The 15,547-nt window shown below is 68.0% G+C and carries 11 protein-coding genes and 10 pseudogenes; 12 read left to right on the forward strand and 9 right to left on the reverse strand.

Going from position 1 to position 15,547, the window contains the following annotated elements:
• Positions 1–57: 57 nt before the first annotated feature.
• Together ACIRB1_RS41315 and ACIRB1_RS41320 are read right to left on the reverse strand one after the other, a co-directional pair.
• Positions 58–219, reverse strand: a complete 162-nt coding sequence (locus ACIRB1_RS41315; protein WP_403469169.1) for a hypothetical protein — start codon at positions 217–219, stop codon at positions 58–60.
• A 677-nt stretch (positions 220–896) separates the two neighbouring features.
• On the reverse strand, positions 897–1,682 hold the full coding sequence (locus ACIRB1_RS41320) for a helix-turn-helix domain-containing protein (protein ID WP_403469170.1): 786 nt from the start codon (positions 1,680–1,682) through the stop codon (positions 897–899).
• A gap of 63 nt (positions 1,683–1,745) precedes the next feature.
• Between ACIRB1_RS41320 and ACIRB1_RS41325 the strand changes: the two genes are divergently transcribed.
• The 4 genes and pseudogenes from ACIRB1_RS41325 to ACIRB1_RS41340 all read left to right on the forward strand — a co-directional run.
• A complete protein-coding gene (locus ACIRB1_RS41325; RefSeq protein WP_403469171.1) occupies positions 1,746–2,552 on the forward strand; it encodes an SDR family NAD(P)-dependent oxidoreductase in 807 nt (268 codons plus the stop codon).
• Between the two features lie 528 nt (positions 2,553–3,080).
• Positions 3,081–3,788, forward strand: a pseudogene (locus ACIRB1_RS41330) (IS701 family transposase); the annotation flags it as partial.
• Positions 3,789–3,955: 167 nt separating this feature from the next.
• Positions 3,956–4,195: pseudogene (locus tag ACIRB1_RS41335) on the forward strand (transposase); the annotation flags it as partial.
• Between the two features lie 3 nt (positions 4,196–4,198).
• A pseudogene (locus ACIRB1_RS41340) lies at positions 4,199–4,559 on the forward strand (substrate-binding domain-containing protein); the annotation flags it as partial.
• Between the two features lie 167 nt (positions 4,560–4,726).
• On the opposite strand, the gene ACIRB1_RS41345 reads toward ACIRB1_RS41340, so the two are convergent.
• Positions 4,727–5,692 (reverse strand): expansin EXLX1 family cellulose-binding protein, encoded by a 966-nt coding sequence (locus ACIRB1_RS41345; protein ID WP_403469172.1) that lies wholly within the window; start codon positions 5,690–5,692, stop codon positions 4,727–4,729.
• A gap of 583 nt (positions 5,693–6,275) precedes the next feature.
• Here ACIRB1_RS41345 and ACIRB1_RS41350 point away from each other — a divergent pair.
• Positions 6,276–6,431, forward strand: a pseudogene (locus ACIRB1_RS41350) (GntR family transcriptional regulator); the annotation flags it as partial.
• Positions 6,432–6,831: 400 nt separating this feature from the next.
• On the opposite strand, the pseudogene ACIRB1_RS41355 reads toward ACIRB1_RS41350, so the two are convergent.
• A pseudogene (locus ACIRB1_RS41355) lies at positions 6,832–7,737 on the reverse strand (non-reducing end alpha-L-arabinofuranosidase family hydrolase); the annotation flags it as partial.
• Between the two features lie 1,024 nt (positions 7,738–8,761).
• Between ACIRB1_RS41355 and ACIRB1_RS41360 the strand changes: the two are divergent.
• Positions 8,762–10,198 (forward strand): endo-1,4-beta-xylanase, encoded by a 1,437-nt coding sequence (locus ACIRB1_RS41360; RefSeq protein WP_403469173.1) that lies wholly within the window; start codon positions 8,762–8,764, stop codon positions 10,196–10,198.
• Between the two features lie 334 nt (positions 10,199–10,532).
• Here the strand turns inward: ACIRB1_RS41360 and ACIRB1_RS41365 are convergent, their stop codons facing one another.
• From ACIRB1_RS41365 to ACIRB1_RS41375, 3 genes and pseudogenes are all read right to left on the reverse strand, one after another.
• The gene (locus tag ACIRB1_RS41365; protein WP_403469174.1) at positions 10,533–10,745 is read right to left on the reverse strand and encodes a hypothetical protein; all 213 of its coding nucleotides are present in this window, start codon (positions 10,743–10,745) and stop codon (positions 10,533–10,535) included.
• A 74-nt stretch (positions 10,746–10,819) separates the two neighbouring features.
• Entirely contained in the window at positions 10,820–10,948 is a 129-nt protein-coding gene (locus tag ACIRB1_RS41370) for a hypothetical protein (protein WP_403469183.1), read from the reverse strand.
• 58 nt (positions 10,949–11,006) lie between these two features.
• Positions 11,007–11,423: pseudogene (locus ACIRB1_RS41375) on the reverse strand (glycoside hydrolase N-terminal domain-containing protein); the annotation flags it as partial.
• Between ACIRB1_RS41375 and ACIRB1_RS41380 the strand changes: the two are divergent.
• A pseudogene (locus ACIRB1_RS41380) lies at positions 11,404–11,734 on the forward strand (IS5/IS1182 family transposase); the annotation flags it as partial. The pseudogenes ACIRB1_RS41375 and ACIRB1_RS41380 sit on opposite strands and share 20 nt — an antisense overlap.
• Positions 11,735–11,832: 98 nt before the next feature.
• On the opposite strand, the gene ACIRB1_RS41385 reads toward ACIRB1_RS41380, so the two are convergent.
• Positions 11,833–11,958, reverse strand: coding sequence for a hypothetical protein (locus ACIRB1_RS41385; RefSeq protein ID WP_403469175.1), 126 nt, complete (start codon positions 11,956–11,958; stop codon positions 11,833–11,835).
• Positions 11,959–12,026: 68 nt separating this feature from the next.
• Here ACIRB1_RS41385 and ACIRB1_RS41390 point away from each other — a divergent pair.
• The 4 genes and pseudogenes from ACIRB1_RS41390 to ACIRB1_RS41405 all read left to right on the forward strand — a co-directional run.
• Positions 12,027–12,122: pseudogene (locus ACIRB1_RS41390) on the forward strand (IS5/IS1182 family transposase); the annotation flags it as partial.
• A 47-nt stretch (positions 12,123–12,169) separates the two neighbouring features.
• Positions 12,170–12,863, forward strand: a pseudogene (locus ACIRB1_RS41395) (transposase family protein).
• A 548-nt stretch (positions 12,864–13,411) separates the two neighbouring features.
• The gene (locus tag ACIRB1_RS41400; protein ID WP_403469176.1) at positions 13,412–14,101 is read left to right on the forward strand and encodes a hemerythrin domain-containing protein; all 690 of its coding nucleotides are present in this window, start codon (positions 13,412–13,414) and stop codon (positions 14,099–14,101) included.
• Positions 14,102–14,374: 273 nt separating this feature from the next.
• A pseudogene (locus ACIRB1_RS41405) lies at positions 14,375–14,692 on the forward strand (transposase family protein); the annotation flags it as partial.
• A 50-nt stretch (positions 14,693–14,742) separates the two neighbouring features.
• Here ACIRB1_RS41405 and ACIRB1_RS41410 read toward each other — a convergent pair.
• Positions 14,743–15,003: a hypothetical protein gene (locus ACIRB1_RS41410; RefSeq protein WP_403469177.1), complete on the reverse strand. Its 261-nt coding sequence runs from the start codon at positions 15,001–15,003 to the stop codon at positions 14,743–14,745.
• 48 nt (positions 15,004–15,051) lie between these two features.
• Here ACIRB1_RS41410 and ACIRB1_RS41415 point away from each other — a divergent pair, with 48 nt between their 5' ends.
• The gene (locus tag ACIRB1_RS41415; protein WP_403469178.1) at positions 15,052–15,453 is read left to right on the forward strand and encodes a hypothetical protein; all 402 of its coding nucleotides are present in this window, start codon (positions 15,052–15,054) and stop codon (positions 15,451–15,453) included.
• Positions 15,454–15,547 lie beyond the last annotated feature (94 nt).

A 15,547-nucleotide genomic window follows, 5' to 3' on the forward strand; every position in this document is an offset into this window, starting at 1 on the left:
CAGTCGACTTCCGCCGCGCGCCCGCGCCCGGGTCGAGCCGCACCGGGACCGGCACGCCTACTTCGCGCCGGGGGCCAGCAGCTGCCGGATACGCTCGTACTCGGCCGCCATTTGCGGTAGGCCGAGGAAGTCGCCGAGATCCGCGGACACCTCGTGGTCGATGTCCTCGATGGAAGGGATGGCGAGTTCGTACAGCTCGCCGCGCCGGTTCTTTTCCATGCGGCTCTGCCGGTGCGCCAACAGGTCTTGGACTGGCGTACCCGCGCCGCCTCGCCTCGGGCGCCTGGACGTCGGCCCCGCCACCTGGGAGCGGTCATGAGCCGCGGTGAGCTGTCGGGCGGCGGAGGGGGTGGACCGCGCACGACGACGTCGGCGCTGAGCGAGTGAAACGGCGATCTGGTTGGTGAACTCTCCTGTTTGCGCGATGAGTTGGAAGGACAGGACGGGTGGGGGCTGTCCAGGCTGACAAGCGGCGGATCCAGATGGTGTGACCGACATCGATCCCAGCCTGCTCCTCCCCGGCCCCGATGACACCTGACGGAGCGTCCCGGTATACCCAAGGCGGGTGCGGAGCTGTGACAGGGAGACAGGCGGCCCCGACCTGTCGCATTCCCCCGTTGCGGCGGGACGGACCTCTGTTCCGCCGCGACTGCCGCCGGTGCAGGGGGACATGACGGGGCTCTCACATGGGCGTGAGCGGGCGGCGGAGGGTGTCGTGTCGTCGCGGTGGCGGAGGTCCAGGGATGCCCTCGGTGATCGGTCTGCTGGAGGAGCGGGAACGGGAAGCCGCTCGGCGTGTGGAAGTGCTGCAGGAGCAAGCGGACTGGATCCTTGCCCAGTTGCGGGACGCGGAACGGGACTGGGAGCGGTTCGGGCCAAAAGGCATGTCCGGCGCGCTACAGAAGACGCGCCAGGGCCATCTCGGACGGGCTTTCGGCAGGCGCCTGGTACACGATGATCACTTGTTGCTCGGCGCCCCCGACGGTGAGCGCCTGCCTGCGCAGGGCGAGAGGCCCGACAACTGGGTGCGCGAAGTGCTTGAGTTCGTCCCGGGCGGGCCGCGTCTCATGCCGCGCCCACAGACGGCGGAACTCCTCGTCGGTCTCCAATTCGGAGACCAGGCGGACGGTCCTGGGGTCGCGTGGGTCGGCTTCGGCGCGCAGGGCCGCCGCGGTCTGCGCGGCCACCTCCGCCCAGTCGGGGAAGAGCCGGCGGGACGCAGGGTCGAGGAACACCGCACGGACCAGGTTGCTCCCGGGTTCGTACATCGGGGCGAGTGCGCGTGCCCTCTTGTTCGCGGCCAGCACGTCGAAGCACCGGTCGCGCACGTACGCAGGATGGTCCGCCCAGGTGTCGAGCAGCCGGTGCACGTCCGCGGAGACCTCGGTCCGCGACGGCGGCACAGCGGCGGTGCCGGCAAGCGCGCGCAGATGGGCGTAGGCGTCGGCGTCCAGCTCCAGCGCCCGCGCGAGGGAGCGCAGCACCTGGGGCGACGGGTGCCGGTCGACGCCCTGTTCGAGGCGGACCAGGTATGGCTCGCTGATGCCGGCGAGCCGGGCCAGTTCCTCTCGGCGGAGTCCCGCCACCCGGCGACGTCCGGCGGCGGGTACCGTCCCGTCTGCCGGAGTGACCCGTCCGCGACGGGCCTTGAGGAAATCTCCCAGAAGATTGTCGACCGCCATGTTGCGAGCGTAACCCCGTGGGGGTGCTGGCTACCGAGATGCGAACGGCGCAGGCTCGATGCCATGAAGATCTGGTTCATCACCGGCGCGTCCCGCGGCTTCGGCCGTATCTGGGCCGAAGCCGCTCTCGACCGCGGCGACCGCGTCGCCACCACCGCACGCAACCCCGAGACCCTGCGACCCCTCATCGACGCCTATGGCGACAATGTGCTCCCGCTCCGTCTCGACGTGACCGACCGCACCGCAGTGTCCGCCGCGGTGCAGCAGGCCGCCGAGACCTTCGGCCGCCTCGACGTGGTCGTCAACAACGCGGGCTACGGCCTGTTCGGCATGATCGAGGAAACCACCGAGGAACAGGCTCGCGCCCAGCTCGACACCAACCTGTTCGGCCCCCTGTGGGTGACGCAGGCGGCTCTGCCGTACCTGCGGGCCCAGGGCAGCGGTCATATCCTGCAGGTCTCCAGCCTCGGCGGCCTCGCCGCCTTCCCCACGCTCGGGCTGTACAACGCCTCCAAGTGGGCCCTGGAAGGGATGAGCGAAGCTCTGGCCCAGGAAGTCGCCCCGTTCGGAATCCACGTGACCCTGATCGAACCCGGTCCCTACGGCACGGACTGGTCGGGCGCCTCAGCAGTGCGCACCGAACCGCTCCCCGCCTACGAACCCGTCCGCGCCGCGCGCCGGGCCGGTGCGTCCGCCCGCGCACCCCAGGACGCGCGAGGCACCGCCGCGGTTGTCCTCGAACTCGTCGACACCGAGGCGCCGCCCCTGCGGCTCTTCCTCGGTACCTACCCCTACCCGGTCGTCGAGACGGTCTACCGGAAGCGTCTCGAGACATGGAACGACTGGCGCTCGCTCGCGGACCGGGCATGACCGACACGGAGCACTCCGCGGAGTGAGGCCCTCCGCGCCTCTGTGGGATCACTGCGTCGGATCCGTCATGGAGAGCAGCGAGCACGCGATCGGCCGGCTGAAGAACTACATGATCCTCCGCGGCTGGCGGTGCCACGGCGACAGCCTCCACCACGCGGTTGCTGGAGCTCCGATAGCGTTGGGCCACTGTGATGTGCGGGGACCGCAGCCCTCTTGACAGCGCTGCTCATCGGTTGGGTCGCCCGATGCCTCACCCGGTGAGCGGCAGCAGCCGCTCCGTTACCGTCCTGGCGACAGCACACGCGTATTGAACCCGCCTGAACTGACGGCGTGGATGGCGTAGAAGGCGGGATGACCGTACCGGAGAAGACGAGGGGCGGGCGGCGCTCAGCCTCGCCCGCCCCCGCCGTGCGCTGTCGTGCCCCGCGGTCGTCGGCTGCCGGTTCCGGTCCAGTTCGCCGGTACGTGGCCGAGCCGGATCCGCTGCGGTTGGTCGCCCACGGGGACGGAGAGGAGCTTCTGTACGGGGTTCCGCCGGTGGTCGTGGCCGATGCCGGCTACGGCCAGAACGCCGACTTCCGGACCGGTCTCGGCGGGCGGGGTATCGGCTACGTTGTCGGCGTCCGCTCGGATGCGACCGTCCACCCGCACGACGTGCGGCCCATCGCGCCGACGTGGTCGGGCGACGGGTGCACACCACAGCCCCGCTATCGCGACAAGGCGCCCTCGGTGGCCGTGCCGGCGGCCGGCCAGGGGCGGCAGGCATTCACCGAGATCACCTGGCGCCAGGGCTCCCGCGGACCGATGTGCTCACACTTTCTGGCCGTGCGGGTGCGGCCCGCCGGCGTCAGGGCCCGCCGTCTGGCCCAGGCTGCGGCCATCGCGAAGGAAGGCCGCTGGGACGGGGTACTGCCCGAGGTGACGCTGCTGGCCGAATGGCCCGCCGGAGCCGAGGCGCCCACCGACTACTGGCTGTCCGACCTGCCTGCCGACACCCCGATCGCCGAACTGGTCCGCCTGGCCAAGATCCGCTGGCGCATCGAGCACGACTACCGCGAACTCAAGCACGCCCTGGGCCTGGACCACTTCGAAGGGCGCTCCTGGAACGGCTGGCACCACCACGGCACCCTGGTCACCGCCGCCCACGCCTTCCTCACCGAACAACGCCTGGCCCCAAAAGCCGATACAGCGGACTCACCCTCCACCAGACCCTCGACGCCCTCCAGGATCTACTGAACTGCTGGACCGGCACCTGCACCACCTGCCACCAACCACTCCCCGCCCGAACACGTCTGACAGCAAGAACCAGACAGACCTAACGGAGTCCTCCTAGCTGGACTCGTGGCGTGTCGAAGATCGTTGAGCGGTTGGTACCGGACGAGCTGTGGGAGCTGTTCCAGTGAGTGGTTCCGGAGGCGCCGTCGCGGTCGCAGGGTGGCGGCCGACGTCGGCACGGCGACCGTGAAGTCGTGGCTGCGATCGTCTTCGTGGCGACCTCGGGCTGCACGTGGCAGCAGGTGCCGCCCGCCTCGCTCGGCCCGTCGGGCGTGATGGCCCAACGGCTGTTCACCGAGTGGACCAAGGCCCGGGTGTGGGCCAGACTCCACCGCCTGGTCCTCGATGAACTCGGATCCTGCGGGGAACGTCCCTCGTGGATCGCGGAGAGTGATTTCTCCGAGGAGAGCGGTCGTCGCGCCATGGCGGAACTCCTCGAACGCCTCCCGAGGATCGGCGGCGTCCTCGCCGCCTCGGACACCACGGCGGCCGGGGTCAGGTACGCACTGCGCGCGGCCGGGCGCGGGGTACCCGAGGACATCGCCGTCATCGGGTTCGACGACTTCACGCTTGCCCAGCGCACCGAGCCGCCCCTGACCACGGTGCGACAGCCGCTGGAGCAGATGGGGCGGGCCGTGGTCATGCTGCTGCTGGAGGAGATGGAGGAGCAGTCCGAGGCCTGGCTGGCGCTATGTCATCCTCCGCACGGAGCTGGTCGTCTGGGAGTCGGCCTGGCCGTCGCGGGGGACGGGCACCGGAGAGTTGTCCGACATCGCGGATGCGCAGCCCACCCGGTGCGGGCACCCCTCGTGTGCGGGGTGGCTGCTCACAGCTTGCTGTGCGGCCGCCCGCCCAAGCCGTCACGCTCGTGCCCCGCGCGGCTTGGGCGGCTGTGGGGATCAGTGCTGGGCGAACTGGACCCCCGTGGGTTGAACGACGTTCGCCGACACTTTGAGGCCGTTGACGGTCAGCTGTTCCCCATAGATGTCGGTGACCCTGATCGTTTTGCCGCAACCGCTGCCGTCGGCGGAGATGAAGTAGTTGAAGCCGGTGCGGGGCAACGATCGCCAGCCGCCGCCGGTGCTCACCTCCAGGCGTGCGACCGGGTTGCGGTGACCGATCACCTGGATGCCGCACCAGTAGGCGCTTGACCCGGTCTTGTACCGGATGGACATCGTGCCGATGGAGCTCGGGCTCACCAGGCTCCAGGTGATGGGCAGTCGGCCGACCTTGAGGTCGGCGAGCTTCGCGAAGGCCTGCTGGCTGAGGTCGATCTGCCCGGGCGCGCAGGGCAGAGGGCATTCGTTGGTGATCCGCACCGTGATCGACTTCCCGTTGGCGGCGCGGACGAGCACGTACGCTCCGCAGGCCCTGGAGGTCTCGTAGTCGGTGGTGTTCATCGCAGCGATCATCATGTCGGGGCTGGGACCGAACAGACAGGCCCCGTCCCCTACGCCGGCCGCGTAGGCGGTCGCCACACCTTGGTACGTGGTGCCGGGACGAATCCTTCCTGCCGTCGGGGGCACGGTGGATGTGCGTGCGGACTTCTGGATGCCCTTGGGCGAGGACTTCGCCGCCTTGGGGGTCGCCGTGGGTTTCGGGCTGGCCGAGCTGCTCGCGCTCGCGCTTGTACTCGTACTCGGACTCGGGCTTGATGACGGGCTCGGAGATGCTGTGTCGCCGACCCTCGGCTGGGCGGTGACGCGGGTGGTCGCCGCGGCCGACCCCGCATCGACCTTGTGGCCGGGCTGCAAGGCCATGACCACATAGGCGAGTACGCCCGCAGCGGTCAGAGCCACCGTGGCGCCCAGCACGAGTCTGCGCCTGCGTCGGTGCTGCCGCGCGACCTGCCTCGTTGTCATCATTACCTGTCCGTTCGCGATCGAGCCGATAGTGCACTACTCAGTGGCCGCCGACGGCGAAAAGGTTGCCGACGCTTTTTCGATCTCTGTACGGCTCGAACGGATCCATGGCCGCCCGCAGCGCTGCCGCTTGAGCAGCGGCGGTGGTGAGCTGGGGGAGCGGCCAGGCGCCGGTCGGCGCACTCGCGGCAGCTGCTGGAGCGTGAGCCGAGGGTCCAAGTCCTTCAGGCGTCAGACCCAGGCACGGTCCCACCGCACCACGTCCGCACCCTCCCGCCGCAGCCCGTCATCACCGCAAGGCGAGACCGCTCGGACCGCTCCCGCCTTGAGCGAGGTAGTCGCCCGCGGCTGCGCGTGCCGTACCGCGATGCCGGCTTCAGGCAGGAGTGCAGGGCCCGAGCAGAGCGGGCCGCCGGGCACGGGGCCAGGTCCGGCACTGCTACTCGGCGTCCGGGCCCGTTCGATGACGCCGCCGGTCCGGGTGTGTCTCGCTCTGGCAGGCGTGCCAGTGCCATGCGCAGGCAAGCCTGGGCGGCCGGCGAGAACGGGGCGGGGTCGCGATGGACGAGGGCCAACGGCTGGAGTCAGCGAGGGCACCCCGGCCGCGGTGGAGGAGCACGAGGCGATCTTCCGCGCCCTTCGTGACGGCCACCCCGGCGAAGCGGCCGAGGCCACGGCCGTACACCTGGACCGGACCCTGGAGGACTACCGGCGGGAGATACAGCGGCGCCTTTTCGGCTGATTCTCCGGCCAGGACAGGCGGAGGGGCGGTACCGCACCCCTCACATGCCGGGAAAGGTGAGCCTGGAGCGGGCGGCATACTCCCGGCTCACCCGTGAGTGCCGAGGAGGCGATGCAGCAGGCGGAGATGGCGCTGCGGTCCACCAGGTCCAGGTGGGCCGGAACAGATCACGAAGGCCGGCCGCTACGAGGGTAGTTGGGTCCGAAGGCGGCGACTCCCGTGCGGTATGCCGATGCTTCTCGCAGTCAGCGCGGCAGGCCACTCTTCTTCGGGCCGGGATCAGCCGACCCCCGGCGTCCAACTCCCGCCTGCCACTCGTCGTGCTGTCACTGTTGCGGAAGAGGGGCGGGCTCGGTCCTCCACCGAGCCCGCTTCCCTGGGGGAGTTGCGTGACCCACCGTCAGCGCTGGAGTGTCAGCAGCCCTGGTCGATAGGGGAGGAGTCCGTAGTCGCCGCCCGAGCTGGGGCTGCGCCCCTGGTAGAGCAGTTGCAGATTGCAGGGGTCGACGGTCATGGTCTGATCAGCGCTGGTGCGGAGCAGGTCGCCGTGGCTGATGTCGTTGGTCCAGGTGGCGCCGCTGTTGGCCTTGCCGGCGAAGGGATTGCTCTCGGTCGCGGCCTGCGGTGTCCAGGAGCCGTTCAGGCTGGTGGCCGTGAACGAGCGGAAGTAGCGGCCCTGTGAACCGATTGCCTCGACGATCATGAGATAGCGGTTCTGGCCCTGCAGCTTGTACACCTGTGGGGCTTCGAAGAGGTTGTTCGTCGAATCGCTCATGACCGTCGTGTACGACGAGCCGAAGCTGCCCGGGAAGTTCCCGATCGGCATGCTGGCGCGGTAGATGTTGCCGTTGTCGCCGGCGAAGAACAGGTACATGTTCGTGCCGTCACCGATGAGCGTCTGGTCGATGGGGCCTGTTCCGGAGCCGGAGATGCTTCCGGAGAACAGCACTTGCTGCGATGACCACCCGTTGGGGTTGGTGGGGTCGCTGGAGGTCCGGTAGGAGAACGCTGACCCGCCCCACTGGTAGGCGAGCACCCAGATGTTCTTCGGCGCGAAGTAGAACAGCGTGGGTGCCACGGCGGACGATGACATCTTGTTCTGGCTGGCCGAGGCCATCTGGGACCAGTTGGTGAACAGGCCGAAGTTCATCGAGCCCCAACTCGTCCCGGTGTCGTGGGTCGTGGCGTAGACGAGTTGCTTGCCGTTGTAGGGGGCGACGGTGAAGTCCTTGAGCGAGACCCACCCGGACTTGGGCTGGGCCAGCGCGCCCGTTGATGTCCAGCGGTAGGTCGACGGAAGATCGCAGGCGTTGGTGCCGGCGGTCGCCGCGCTGACGGGCTGAGCGCCGAGGAAGCCGGCCACGAGCAGCGGCGGTGCGAGGACGGCGAGTAAGCGTCTGAGTGGAGCCGTGGACCGGTGGCGTGACCGCATCTGGAGCCTCCTTGAGGAGCGCTGGGCGAGGTGGTGTCGGCGAACCGCGGAGCGATGTGCCGGGGAAGAAGCCTCATCGAAACGTTCGAAGAGTTCCCGGATCTTTCGAAGTCACAAGATAGAAATGCGGGATCGCTCGGTCAAGGTTCGTCACCGTTCTGTCCGCAAACAGCTCTCCGCGCGCCCGGGTGTTACGGGGCGTCGAACTGGCCGGGAGTTCGGGCGGAGTGTGGGGTTGGTCCTCCGCCGCAACACGTTGAGCAGGCCTGCGAAGGTGAAGCGGCGGCTTCGCGCCCTTGCTGTGGTTGAGTCTCGGAGGGCTCACGTCGTCTGCCGCGCGTGAGGCGAGGGGTCTGTTATCGGCCCGACGGGTTACGAATGTTTCGAGATAGAGAAAGAAACATTCTTCGCTGAAAGCTCTTGACGATCCACTGTCAACGCATCAATCATCCCTCACCGAGAGCCGACCGTTTTTCGAAATATCGAACAGCCGGGGTTGTGCGTCAGCCGCTGCACCACAAATCCAGCACCACCGCACGACCTGTCCATGTGCCACGGCACCGCGCCACACCGTTTCGTGCCGGTGAGGTTCGCACCGGCGCAGCCGGCTCTCCGGCGTAGCCGGAGAGGTACGCGACGCCGTGTGACCGCCTCGGCTGAGCCGCGATGGAGTAGCCCCGTGCCCGTAGCGAAACAGCGCTGCCGCGCGCTGAACGTCACCTGGCGGCCGAGCGAGAGCCGTCCGCGCCGGTCGAGATCGTCCCGGAACCACGAACGCGGTGTCCGGTGCCACCGGGCAGTCCCGGTTCCGCCCCGTCCGTCCGCCGAGGAGGAGTGCTGCTCAACGCTCTTCCCCGCGCTCCAGCCATCCCTCGATACCTATTCTGGAGGCACAGCCATGGGCCTGTACGTCCTTGCTCGACCTCATGTCCGCCGGAGATTCCGCAGCCTCCTGCTGGTGTGGTTCATCGGCGTCCTCAGTGCGGCAGCCACAGTGGTCACCCCCTCGCCCGCACACGCCGCCGAAAGCACCCTCGGCGCCGCGGCGGCTCAAAGCGGCCGCTACTTCGGCACCGCCATCGCGTCGGGCAGGCTGGGCGACTCGGCCTACACGACCATCGCGAACCGTGAGTTCACCATGGTGACGCCCGAGAACGAGATGAAGATCGACGCCACCGAGCCGCAGCGAGGCCAGTTCAACTTCACCGCCGGCGACCGCGTCTACAACTGGGCCGTGCAGAACGGCAAGAAGGTGCGCGGCCACACGCTCGCCTGGCACTCCCAGCAGCCAGGCTGGATGCAGAGCCTCAGCGGCAGCCAGCTGCGTCAGGCGATGATCGACCACATCAACGGCGTGATGGCCCACTACAAGGGCAAGATCGCTCAATGGGACGTCGTCAACGAGGCCTTCTCCGACGACGGTTCGGGCGGCCGCCGGGACTCCAATCTCCAGCGCACCGGCAACGACTGGATCGAGGCCGCCTTCCGCACTGCGCGCGCCGCCGATCCCGCGGCCAAGCTCTGCTACAACGACTACAACATCGAGAACTGGACCTGGGCCAAGACCCAGGGCGTGTACAACATGGTGCGCGACTTCAAGCAGCGAGGCGTGCCGATCGACTGCGTCGGGTTCCAGTCGCACTTCAACAGCGGCAGCCCGTACAACAGCAACTTCCGCACCACGCTGCAGAACTTCGCCGCTCTCGGCGTCGACGTCGCCATCACCGAACTCGATATCCAGGGCGCCTCGTCCACGACCTACGCCAACGTGACCAACGACTGCCTGGCCGTCTCGCGCTGCCTCGGCATCACCGTCTGGGGTGTGCGCGACAGCGACTCCTGGCGGTCGGGGGACACTCCGCTGCTGTTCAACGGTGACGGCAGCAAGAAGCCCGCCTACACCGCCGTCCTCAACGCGCTCAACGGTGGCTCCACCACCACGCCTCCTCCCACGGGAGGCGGACAGATCAAGGGCGTCGGCTCGGGGCGGTGCCTGGACGTGCCCAACGCCAGCACCACCGACGGCACCCAGGTCCAGCTGTGGGACTGCAGCGGCGCCACCAACCAGCAGTGGACGCTGACCGACGCCGGTGAACTCAGGGTCTACGGCACCAAGTGCCTGGACGCCGCCGGCGCGGGCAACGGCACCATGGTGCAGATCTACGGCTGCTGGGGCGGCGACAACCAGAAGTGGCGCCTCAATTCCGACGGTTCCATCGTCGGTGTCCAGTCCGGACTCTGCCTCGACGCAGTCGGAGCGGGCACCGGCAACGGCACCCTGATCCAGCTCTACTCCTGCTCGAACGGCACCAACCAGCACTGGACCCGCACCTGATGAGTCCTGCGACCGGATGGAGGGGTGAGTCGACGACAGCCTGACGCGAACCGCCCGCCACTTCCCCTGGAAGCCATCGCGGGTTTGCGCCGGGTCGCCCTCGTGGTGGGGGCGACCCGGCTGACCGCATGTTGGCTGGGGCGGCACTGGTCGGAGCGCGGCCGGACTGCACAGGCGAGCAGCGTCAGGTGCACGGTGGCACGGCTCGTGCCTTCCCGGTCCGCGATCTCCTGAAGTCGCAGGCACGGGGGGCTGCCTGGTGCACCGCGACGGTCCCCGGGCCACCGGGTGTTCCAGGCGCGGCCCGGCACGGTTCTGGTTCGGTTCACGCTCCTCAGTCCTGCGGCTGTGTGCGCAGGCCGTCGAGGATGAGTGCGAGCATCCGGGGTGCTCGGTTTTCCGGAGTGGAGGCGGCGCGCCAGAGCGCGCCGGTGAGCTGGAGGAAGTCGCCTGGGACGGCGTCCGTGCGGATGCTCCCGTCCTTCTTGCCGGCGTCGAGCAACGAGGTGATTGCGGCGATGACCGGCCCGTAGCTCTGCTCGCTCATCGCCTTGCGCGCTGGAGCTGAGCGCGTCGCCGAGGCCGTGTTTCACGGGCATCGCGTCGACGAGGTCGATCGGTTCAGCGGCGCAAGGCTTGGAGCGGGGGCATCTGGGCGAGCAGGTCGCGCACGGTGCCGACGCGGCGCTCCACTTCGTCCTGGTAGACGCCCAGTACCAGCGCCTCGCGGGTGGGGAAGGTGCGGTACAAGGTTGCCCGCTCCGACGCCCGCTCGCTGACCGTTGCCGTCGGTCCCGGTGTGGGTGACCTCGCCGGTGCGGAAGTCGGTGATGCGGGCGAAGCCGTTGACGGTCGGCATGCCCGGGGTGTTCAGCCGCAGTTCGCACCCGGGGGGATAGGTCTGCGTCCAGCGCAGGCTCCAGCCGGACGCGAAGGCCGTCTGTGCTCCGGAGCAGTCACCGGCCAGCCCCCTGACACGGACGGACGCCGGCAGGTCCGCGATCACCGGCGGCAACAGGGTGCGGGTGCCGTTGGGCAGGACGAACCGGTGGTGGTTGAAGATGACCTTCTCCAGCGTCGGCGCACCGTAGTAGACGGCACCGGATTCACCGTTGCCGGTCACGAAGCCGTCGCTCCGTGCCGACGCGACGGCGGAGTCGTTGATGTCCCGGTCGGCGAGTGGGACCTGGGGCGGCACAGTGGCGGCCGCCCGGACGGGCGGCATCGGCAGATGCTTCGACCACTTCGACCCGGTCCAAGTTCTCCTTGATGACGGCTACCTCGGCCTCAGCCGAGACCACCGCGGCAAAGCCCCCACCCACCATGCAAACTGCGACCAGGAGCCATAGCGTCCTTCGTCGAACAGCGGGAACCCCAACAACACGACCACTCCTCCAGGCGGATCACCGTCGAACACGCCCTCGCCGACCACAAACGGTGGAAACAACTCCAGCGCTGGACCCACGCCGCGACCGCCTCTCCGACACCTATCGCGCCATCGCCACCCTCGTATCCGAGCGCACCATCACCGCATGACGAATACCGTGAGCAGGGCAAACACACCTCACCCGCTATCACGCACCCACTCGTTAGTCCCGCTCTGAACGCCCCACGGCCGTCTTCCTGCCCCCGTCCTAGGACAAGGGCAGCCGGGTTGTGAGAGCGATCACCGCGGTGACGGCGAGAGTGAAGAGGTGACGGTAGCCGGCGGCGTCGGTGCCGACTTGGCAGGCGATGAACGCGCTGTCGAAGAACGCCATCAGCAGGCGGGCAACGTCTTGGGTCGTCTGGTCGCGTTGCGCCGTCGGCAGGTCCGGCAGGTGGCGTGCGCATCGCTCGTAAAGGCATCGAGTCCAGCGAACGGTTGGGCCGCCGCAGGTGGGTGATCGAGCGGACGATCTCGTGGCTGCCCGACTATCGCCGACCCCGGGCACGTGAGGGAGCGGAAAGTCCATCTCTGGGCCGGTGTCGATGCTGATCGTCGCCCGTGAGGGTGACCGGCGCTGCAGACTCCGGCCGTCCGAGCGTGCGGTGATCGCTCTGGCATATCTGCGCCGGCACGATCCCCTGGCTCAGCTCGTCGCAGGTTTCCGTATCTCCGTCGGCACCGCCCACGCGTACGTCACCACCGTCGTCGAGCACCTAGGCCGACATGGCGCCGGGCCTGCTGAAGGTCCTGCGTGAGACAGACCCCAACTACGTTCTCGTGGACGGCACGCCCGCCGAGTGCGACCGGGTCGGCGACGGGCGCGCAGACTATTCGACGAAGCACAAGCGGCACGGTGTGAACGTGCACGTCATCACAGACCCGACCGGTCGCACGCTGTGGCTCCCAGCCGCCCTGCCCGGCCGCACACAGGACGTTACCGCCGTCCGCACCCACAAGATCATCAGGATGTGCGAGCGCCAAGGCGTCCCCGTCCTCGCCGACATGGCCTATTTCGGCGCGGGCGAGTGGGTCACCACCCCCAAACGCCGACCGCCCCAAGGCGAACTCACCACGACCGAACGGACGGTCAACCGGGCGCTGTCCGCCGCTCGGGTACCCGTCGAACGAGGAATCGCCCGCCTCAAATCCTGGCGAAATTCCCGCAGAGCCCGATGCAGCCCGAACCGCATGGCGTCAATCGCCAAGGCTGTCCTCACCCTGGAGCGGTACCGCTGAAAACCCTCACAGTTTCGTCAGAGATAACCACCAGCGGCCAGAACCGGGGGTAGTACCACTGTTGCTACCCTCGCGACTGGCAACTGCCGTGTTTACTGGAGGAAGATCAGGCACGCAAAGAATCCGACGAGTTCGTCGACCACGGACGTCGGACTTTCATGCCGCGAGATGGCGGCACCCTCCTGCTTTTGGTCCGCCCCGCAGCGCGCAGACCCCGAACCGGAGACAGTCAGAATCCGTTGTGCAACCGAATCTGAGGCTTAGAAACCATAATGATCACGAAGCCCGTGCCTGCTCTGCTATGCGCCCCACCTGGTCACAACCCGCCCAGTCGCACGACCCCGCTATTTGCAACCGCCCTGGCCTGACCGGCGACCCCGCCTCAGAAAGGCCGCATGCGAAAAGGTACGGTCGCGCACAACTCCGCAAGGATTTGAGTTAGTTGCCACAGGTGCCGATAGTATTCAAAATCGCCGGGTGCACGCAGTGCGTCACAATCCATGCGCACCCTCTCAGATAACCCTCCCTTAGGAAAGCGACAGGCACTTATGAGTACGGCAACCGACGTTCCCATGGCCGATGTGCGCGACATGTACGTCGCGCACACCGTGTTCCGCCGCGAGTTCGGCCTCGCCCCGGGGCTCATACGCGGTGTCAGCAACGGTGACACCAGACGCTCCCAAATTGTGGCAGCGCATCTCGACATCGTCCTCGGGATGTTGCTGACCCACCACGAGGGCGAGGACCTGCTGGTGTGGCCCAGGCTGCTGGAGCGCGTCAGCGAGGAGATCGCTCCGCTGGTCCACCTGATGGAGGAGCACCACGGGAGGATGCACACTCTTTGCGACGAACTGATCGCGCAGCTGAAGGTCTGGCGTTCCAACGCCTCCTCGGGCGAGGGCGAAACGGTCGCCGCCACCTGCGAACGGCTCAACGAGGTCCTTTTCGAGCACATGGGCCTCGAGGAGAAGAAGATCCTGCCGCTCGCGGCGAAGTACATCACCGCCAAGGAGTGGCACGAGTTCAGCGAGCACGCCCTGGCCGAGACACCCAAGAAGAACCTGCCGCTGGGCCTCGGACTGGCGCTTTACGAAGGCGATCCGGAGGTCATGAAGGGCGTACTGAAGGAAGCTCCTCTTCCCGTCCGTCTCATCATGCCCGTCATCAGCCGCCGCCTCTTCCGGTCTCACGCGAAAAAGGTCTACGGCACCCCTACCCCGCCCCGCGCGAGCGCCTGACGTGAAGGACGAGCACGAGTTCTCCGCCGCGGGCGGACTGCCGCCTGACGCTTCCGTCGGCCTGCGGCCCCGGCTCTGACCCGAGCTCCGCGACCATCTCGCCGCCGGACTGGATCTCTGTCATCGCCTCCCGGGTGATCCCCCCAGGGCCCCGTCGAGTGCCCGGATCGTCCCGACTTGGGGTGTTGATCTTGGTGGTGGGTCCCGGAAGCAGGTGAACACGACGCCTGTGGATCATGTAGTTCTCTACGCTACAAGATCCACGAAGGTGCCGTGTTCGTTCCTCCATCATCGCCTGTCGCTGTCCCCATGCCTCATGCGCCCTGTCTGGAAGGCCTCGGCGAGGGTGCCGCCAAGGAGCAAGTCCACCGCTTGGTCGCCGAGTTCGAGTCGGTCACTGATCCGAGAGGGGCTTGCGGAGTGCGGTACCGGCTCTCCTCGCTGCTGGCCCTGGTGCTCTGCGCGATGACCCCGTCCGGCCACGACTCAATCACCGCGGCGCCGGAGTGGTGTCGGCGTGCGACACCGGAGGAACTGGCCGCCCTCAGGCGGCCTTACCACCCACTCCCTGGCCGCTACCGGGTGCCGACTCCTCATCCTGTGTAGTCCGGTCCGAACCGTCCTCACGGCTCTCGCAACGGTCACACCTCACCCTCGATGAACTGCGGGCCAGGATGCCCGGCCTGCGGGCCCGGGAGAGCAGCCTGCGCGGCCAACTCGACGCGCTGGACGCCCAGCTCGCCGACCGTGATGCCTACCTCAAGCTTGTCGACGACCTCGAAGGCTTCTTCGCCCAGCTCCACGACAACGCCCAGACAGCCGAAATCCCCGAGCGTTAACGTGTCCTGCGGCTTCTCGCCAAGGACCTCCTCGTCGGCCCCGAGAAGATCACCATCCGGCACCGCATCCCCGTGCCGTGAACATGGCACCGACAGCCGACATCAAGATCGGTGGGGGAGCTGTTCCTCCAACTGGCGCTGAAGATCGACACCCGGGCGGAGAAGAAGGCCGACAAGGAGCTGACCGACGAGCTGAAGAAGGTGCGGGGCAAGGAGGCGATGATGCTGCGGGTCACCGAAGCGGCCTTGTCCGAGCCCGTTGGCACGGTCCGCAAGTTGATCTACCCCGTCGTCGGCGGGGAGAAGACGTTGCAGGCCCTCGCCGCGAAGCTGGCTCGGCAGATCACCCAAGACCGGACAGCACCGGCTGTCCAGTGTGCGTGGTCCTCGGCTGCGTGCACAGTGCCGGACCGCGTCGGCGCCCTCAAAGGCAGCTGCCGACGCAGCATGCGGTTCTCCGTCATCGACTGGCACAGCGCGCCGATCGGTACCTCGACGTCGCCCTTGTGCTGAGACGTCATCCGCTTATCGATCACGGGGCTGGGCTGGTCGAACAGGGTTCCTGATCGGGTGATCGTGTGAGGGCCGGTGCATGGAAGCAGGGCCT

This window comes from Streptomyces sp. NPDC096013, assembly GCF_044763565.1.
In the GTDB taxonomy this organism is placed as follows: domain Bacteria; phylum Actinomycetota; class Actinomycetes; order Streptomycetales; family Streptomycetaceae; genus Streptomyces.